Source organism: Bradyrhizobium sp. 31Argb, from assembly GCF_043638955.1.
Taxonomy (GTDB): domain Bacteria; phylum Pseudomonadota; class Alphaproteobacteria; order Rhizobiales; family Xanthobacteraceae; genus Bradyrhizobium.
In genome coordinates, this window is record NZ_JBEGDB010000371.1 from 1 (window position 1) to 6115 (window position 6115).

5 protein-coding genes are annotated in these 6115 nt (G+C 64.5%); 2 read left to right on the top strand and 3 right to left on the bottom strand.

Annotation, left to right across the window (positions count from 1 at the left end):
- The first annotated feature begins 127 nt into the window (after positions 1-127).
- Complete coding sequence (locus tag AAFX91_RS37705) at positions 128-922, top strand: N-acetylmuramoyl-L-alanine amidase (RefSeq protein ID WP_394569878.1); 795 nt, start codon at positions 128-130, stop codon at positions 920-922.
- A 28-nt stretch (positions 923-950) separates the two neighbouring features.
- On the opposite strand, the gene AAFX91_RS37710 is transcribed toward AAFX91_RS37705, so the two are convergent.
- Together AAFX91_RS37710 and AAFX91_RS37715 are read right to left on the bottom strand one after the other, a co-directional pair.
- Entirely contained in the window at positions 951-2558 is a 1608-nt protein-coding gene (locus AAFX91_RS37710) for a Na+/H+ antiporter (RefSeq protein WP_394569879.1), read from the bottom strand.
- Positions 2559-2666: 108 nt separating this feature from the next.
- Complete coding sequence (locus AAFX91_RS37715; RefSeq protein ID WP_130583756.1) at positions 2667-3041, bottom strand: nuclear transport factor 2 family protein; 375 nt, start codon at positions 3039-3041, stop codon at positions 2667-2669.
- Positions 3042-3312: 271 nt separating this feature from the next.
- Between AAFX91_RS37715 and AAFX91_RS37720 the strand changes: the two genes are divergently transcribed.
- Positions 3313-5136 (top strand): caspase domain-containing protein, encoded by a 1824-nt coding sequence (locus AAFX91_RS37720; protein ID WP_394569880.1) that lies wholly within the window; start codon positions 3313-3315, stop codon positions 5134-5136.
- Positions 5137-5286: 150 nt separating this feature from the next.
- Here AAFX91_RS37720 and AAFX91_RS37725 read toward each other — a convergent pair whose 3' ends face one another.
- Complete coding sequence (locus tag AAFX91_RS37725; protein ID WP_394569881.1) at positions 5287-5967, bottom strand: DUF1345 domain-containing protein; 681 nt, start codon at positions 5965-5967, stop codon at positions 5287-5289.
- Positions 5968-6115: the final 148 nt, after the last annotated feature.

Here is a 6115-nt window from a genome sequence, read left to right on the forward strand (position 1 = left end):
GGGATTTGTTGGGCATACGTTCTCCGTTAGAGAACTGTCCCTAATTTCCCGTGTCTCACTTTTGGGGGGCACTCCAACAGACCGATCCCGGATTGCGCTTCGCTACATCCGGGCTACGATGCCGGGCGTGTGGCGCCACAGTCCGATCATCATGATCATCCTGTTGTCGCTCGTGTCGCTCGACACGAGATATGCCGCATGGCCGCGCGGGAGTGTCAGGACTGCGCCAAAGGCCGTGCCATCGAAATGCGACCGGTCCAAATTCAAGCTCATCCTGGACGTCGGCCATACCGCCGACGCGCCGGGTGCGAGGAGCGCTCGCAACATTCCGGAGTTCGATTTCAATCTCCGCCTTGCGAAACGCATCGAGGACAAACTGAAGTCGGAAGGCTTTGCGCAAACCAGCCTCTTGGTGACGGAAGGCCCGAAAAGGCCGAGCCTGTTCAAGCGCGCCACCGCGATCAACAATTCGGGGGCCGATCTGGTCCTGTCGATCCATCATGACTCGGTGCCTGATTCCTTTCTCGAAGAATGGGAGTTCGAGGGAACGAAGCGCCATTTCAGCGACCGGTTCAGCGGCTATTCGCTGTTCGTTTCTCACGACAATCCGAAATTCTGGACCAGCCTGAGGTTCGCCCGGCTGCTCGGCAATCGAATGAAGGCGCAGGGCCTGCAATATGCCCGCCAATATTCGCAGGCGGTGATGGGTCGGTACCGGCGCAAACTGCTGGACAAGAAGGTCGGGGTCTACCGGTACGACCAGCTCATCGTGCTCTCGCGGACGCGCGTGCCTGCCGTCCTGTTCGAGGCCGGCTCGATCATCAACCGGGACGAAGAGCTGGCGATGGCGTCCACGGAACGGCAGGACATGATCGGCGCCGCCGTGGTCGGTGCTGTCAAGGAATTCTGCGCCTCGCGGTAGCGCACCCTGTGCGGTGGCCTGCCCCCGATTACAGCGGTATCTTCCGATATTCGCGGTTCGCGAGGCTGGCCTCTTCCAGGTCGAGATCGCGCTCGATCCGGCGCCGCGTCTCGTCGGTGATCTTGCCGTCGCGGAGCAGGGCGTGGATGAACTGGCGCTCGGTCGCGATCAATTCCCGCGTCAGCTCGGTGCCGTTGGCGGAGACGTCGTGGTTGTCGGGGTCGAGCGCGGCCGGCAATTGGTTGGTGCGGATATCGTGCCGCGCCCGCAGCAGCTTCACGACCTCTTCGGAGAGCTCGCGCTCGTCGACGATGGCGTCGAGCGATGCGAGGCCGGCGGCCAGCGCCTGGCGCCTCGCGACAATTTCGGCTTCATGCTCGGCGATAGTCTCGGCGCAGCCGTCCTTGGCGATGTTCAGCCAACCCACGACGGTGGGTAGGGTCAAGCCGAACCCCACCAGCGTGATGAAGATGACGCCGAAGGCGACGAACAGGATCATGTCGCGATAGGGAAAAGGCTCGCCGCTCGCGAGCGCGAACGGCAGCGCCAGTGCGGCGGCGAGCGACACCGCGCCGCGGACGCCGACGAAGGCGATCGTGAATGTCCATTGCCAGCGCGGCTGCGGATCACGCTGTCGCACGCGCTCGCTCAGGATCCGCGGCAGGTAGGTTGCGGGAAACACCCAGGCAAAGCGGGCGATGACGATGACCGCGATCACCAGCGCGGTGGTGGAGAGGATGTCGTCGAGCGGAAATGCCTTCGACTTCTCGTAGAGCGAACGCATCTGGAAGCCGGTGAGCAAAAACAGGATGCCTTCGATCAGGTAGATCACCAAGTCCCAGAAAAAGATGCCCTGCAGGCGGGTGGCGGAAGGAATCAGAAGCGGCCCGTTCCAGCTCACGTAGAGACCGCAGGCGACCGTGGCGATCACGCCGGAGCCGCCAAAGTGCTCCGGCAGCCAATAGGCCACATAGGGCGTGATCAGCGAGAGCGTGATCTCGACCTGCGGATCGCGCGAGTGCTGGCGGGCGCGCAGGCTCAACCATCCGACCGCGATGCCGAACGCGATCTCGCAGACGACGATGGCTGCAAATTCGCCGGTGGCCTTCGGCAGCGAGAAGGCGCCGGTGGTGATCGCCGCGAGGGCGAAGCGGTAGAGGATCAGCGCCGTGGCATCATTCGCCAGCCCCTCGCCTTCGAGTATGACGAGGATGCGGCGGGGGAGATGGAGCCGCCGCGCGATCGCAAGCGGGGCGACCACGTCGGGCGGCGCCACGATCGCACCAAGCAGGAACCCGACCTCCCAGGGCAGCCCGATCAGGTAGTGAGTGGCGGTCGCGACCGCCGCCGCCGTGAAGATCACGCAGCCGACGGCGAGCAGCACGATCGGACGAAGGCTGTTCTTGAACTCCCGCCAGCTCATGGCCACCGCGGCCATGTAGATCAGCGGCGGCAGCACCATGAGTAGCACCAGTTCCGGCGGCAATTCGATGCTGGGCATGCCCGGCACGAACGCCAGCGCGATGCCGGCCAGCATCAAGAGGATGGCAGGCGCGACATTGAGGCGCCGCGCCAACAGCGCCGTGCCCGCCAGCACGGCAAGCAGGATCAGGAAGGTCTGGAATCTGGCTTCCATGGCCGGTCCAATTGGCCCCGAAGCGCAGGCAAGGTCAATGTGCGTGGACGGCTCGACCGTGCGAGATCGAAAAAGGCGGCCGTCCGATCAGCCAAGCCCCGGGTGTACTTACTCCCGCAGGTCGTAACGATAGGATTTCGAGACGATCTGCCAGCCGTCTTTGAGCTTCATCGCCACCAGATAGTCGGTGAAATAGCGCGGCGGCAATTGGCAGCGGACCTTGATGAAGGCGGTGACGTCGTCCGAACGGTCGATGGTGACGATGAAATCCTCGCGCGGCTTGCCTTCCGCCTTCGCCGACGGCCGCTTGCGGACCCGGTCGAGCCAGTCCGGCACGGTCAGCACCTGAAGCTCGCTCTTTTCCACCCAGCGCAGGTCGGCGGAGGGGTGAAACATCGCGCCGAGCTTGTCGGCGTCGCCTTCATAGAGTCCGTCGAAATAGTTCTGCACGACGGCTTCGACGGTCGATCGGTCATGGCTCATGGTTGGTTCCTCCCTTGGCCCATCTGTTGGTAGCCCGGGTGGAGCGGAACGCGCAACCCGGGACATCCAGATCAACGGTTACGAGCGATCCCGGGTTACGCTGGCGCTTCACCCGGGCTACGGGCTGGCGGGCCGAACCATCATTCGTCCCGCGGTACTAAAGCTTATCAGATGGTGCGGCCCGTTCGTGACCTGGGTCACCAAACCCCGCCCCGGCTTCTGATAGGCTTTGCTATCATGCTGAACAGGCGGGTTTTTTGAAGGTGCGGTAATGAAATCGATTGGATTTCCGGGATTGCATCGGTTCGTTCTGGCGCTGTTCCTGCTTCTGATGTGCCAGCCAGCCTTCGCCGAGAAGCGCGTGGCGCTCGTGCTCAGCAATGCGGCCTATCAGAACGTCGCGCCGCTCCCCAACCCCGTCAATGACGGCGCGCTGATCGCGGCGATGCTGAAGGACGCCGGTTTCGACGTGGTGGATTTCCGCCGCGACCTTCCGGCGGTTGAAACCCGCCGCGCGCTGCGCGACTTTGCCGATCGTACCCGCGATGCCGAGATCGCCGTGGTCTATTACGCCGGCCATGGCATCGAGGTCGACGGCGCCAATTACCTCATTCCGGTCGATGCCAGGCTGGAACGCGACACCGACGTCTATGATGAGGCGTTTTCGCTCGACCGCGTCCTGATCGCGATCGAGCCGGCCAAGAAACTGCGGCTCGTGATCCTCGACGCCTGCCGCGACAATCCCTTTGCCAAGACCATGAAGCGCACGGTGGCGTCGCGCGCGATCGGGCTGGGCCTCGCCAAGGTCGAGCCGACCAGCCCGAACGTGCTGATCGCCTATTCCGCCAAGGCCGGTTCCACCGCCGCCGATGGCGACGGCAAGAACAGCCCCTTCACATCAGCGCTCGCAAAGCACCTGACGAAGCCCGGGCTCGATGTGCGGCGCGCATTCGGCTACGTCCGCGACGACGTGCTGAAGTCGACCAATAACCGCCAGGAGCCGTTCGTCTATGGCTCGCTCGGTGGTGAGGATGTACCGCTGGTGCCGGCGCCGGCCAAGGCGGCGGCGCCTGCCGCGCCCGCACTGAGCCCGCAGGCCGACATCCGCCGCGACTACGAGCTGGCGCTGCAGGTCGGCAACAAGAGCGCGCTCAACGCTTTCCTCGCGCAATATCCCGACGGTTTCTATGCGAGCCTCGCCAAGCTCCAGCTCGAGAAGATCACCGCCGAGGAAGCCCGCGTCGCCGCCACGGACAAGGCGCGGGCGGCGGAGCAGGAGCGGGCCCGGCTCGCCGCCGAAGGTGCCCAGAAAGCCGAGCAGGCCAAGGCGGCCGCCGACGCCAGGGCCGCCGAACAGGCGCGCATTGCCGCCGAGAAGGCCAAGCAGGTCGCGCAGGATCAGGCGGCGGTCGCCGAGCAGAAGCGGCTCGCGGCCGAAAAGGCACTGGCCGACAAGATCGCCGCCGACAAGGCCACCGCGGAGCAGGCGCCCGCCGCAGCGCCTGTCGACAAGGCGGTGAATGTCGCCGTGCTCAGTACCGGCTCGCCGCAAGCCGACGTCACCAAATCGGTGCAGACCGAGCTGCGCCGCGTCGGCTGCCTCACAGGTAGCGCCGATGGCGAGTGGAACGCCGCCTCGCAGCGGTCGCTGACGCTGTTCAATCGCTATGCCGGAACCAGGCTCGACACCAAGGTCGCCAATGTCGACACGCTCGATGCCATCAAGCAGAAATCATCGCGCGTCTGCCCGCTCGTCTGCGAGCACGGCACCAAGGCCGATGGCGACCGCTGCACCCGGATCGTCTGCGGCGCCGGCTCGTTCCTCAACGACGACAATGCGTGCGAGAAACGGCGCGAGAAGAAGCCGGTCGCCAAGCGCGATTCCGACGATCGGCCGGCGCGGCGCGAGCGGCCGGAAGTGCGCATTCCCCGGCCGATGGCCTCTTCGGGCGGCCGCGGCAGTGGTGGCGGCCAAATGGTCTGCGACCGCGGCGGCTGTCGCCCGGTCGCGCGCGGCTGCCACCTCGAATTCCGCACCACCGCGCAAGGCGGCCCGTACGAGGGCGGCGGCGGCAACGTTCAGGTTTGCAATTGAGACCGGGGTGCCGTCATTGCGAGCCAACGGGTCGCGCGAATGCGCGCCCGATGACAGGCTCCGCGAAGCAATCCATGGAGCCGCTTGCGGAGGCATGGATTGCTTCGTCGCTATCGCTCCTCGCAATGACGGTCGATAGCTTGAAACCGGCTAGATCGCGCTCGCCGCGATATTGACCATCAACGCGAGCAGCGCCGTGTTGAACACGAAGGAGATGATGCCGTGCACGGTCGCGGTGCGGCGGATGATCCTGTCGGTGATGCCGACATCGGAGACCTGCGCGGTCATGCCAATCACGAACGAGAAATAGACAAAATCCCAGTAATCGGCCTCGACGTGTTCCTTGCCGCTGGGAAACTGCAGACCGCCGGGTTCCTTTCCGCGATAATATTCGTGCGCATAGTGCAGCGAAAAGGCGGTGTGGACCAGCGCCCAGGATAGCACGATGGTGACGATCGCGAGCGCCAGCGCTTCCGCGCTGCTCTTGGCGGCGCCGAGCTCGAAGATGATGGCGGCAAGGCTCGCGAAGGCGCCGAGCGCCGTGATGAGCAGGATCAGGAACCGGCCGTCATCCTGCAGTATCGCGTTGCGCCTGATGTAAGCGATGCTGCATTGGAGCATCATCATGAAGGCGAGGGCGAGATACAGCGCGACGAAGATGTCCCAGCTCACCAAGAGCCGCGTCACCGGCCGCAGCCACTGCGGCAGCAGGAAAAACGCGGCGGCGCCCACTGCGATCGAAGTAAAGATGCGTGGCCGCGAATACACCACGCGGACGGCCTTCGGCAGCTTCCGGAAGCGAACAAGGCGTTCCTCGAATTCCTTGCTCATGGTCCGCCCATCTTTTCGTTCTATTTGATTGTAACGGTCCGACCGCGCACTCGTTCACCTCCCCCGCTTGCGGGTAGGGGAATCGCATATGGCCTTAGGCCGTGTGGACAGTTACCTTATCCAGAGCAGAGTGGCGGCAATGGCGACG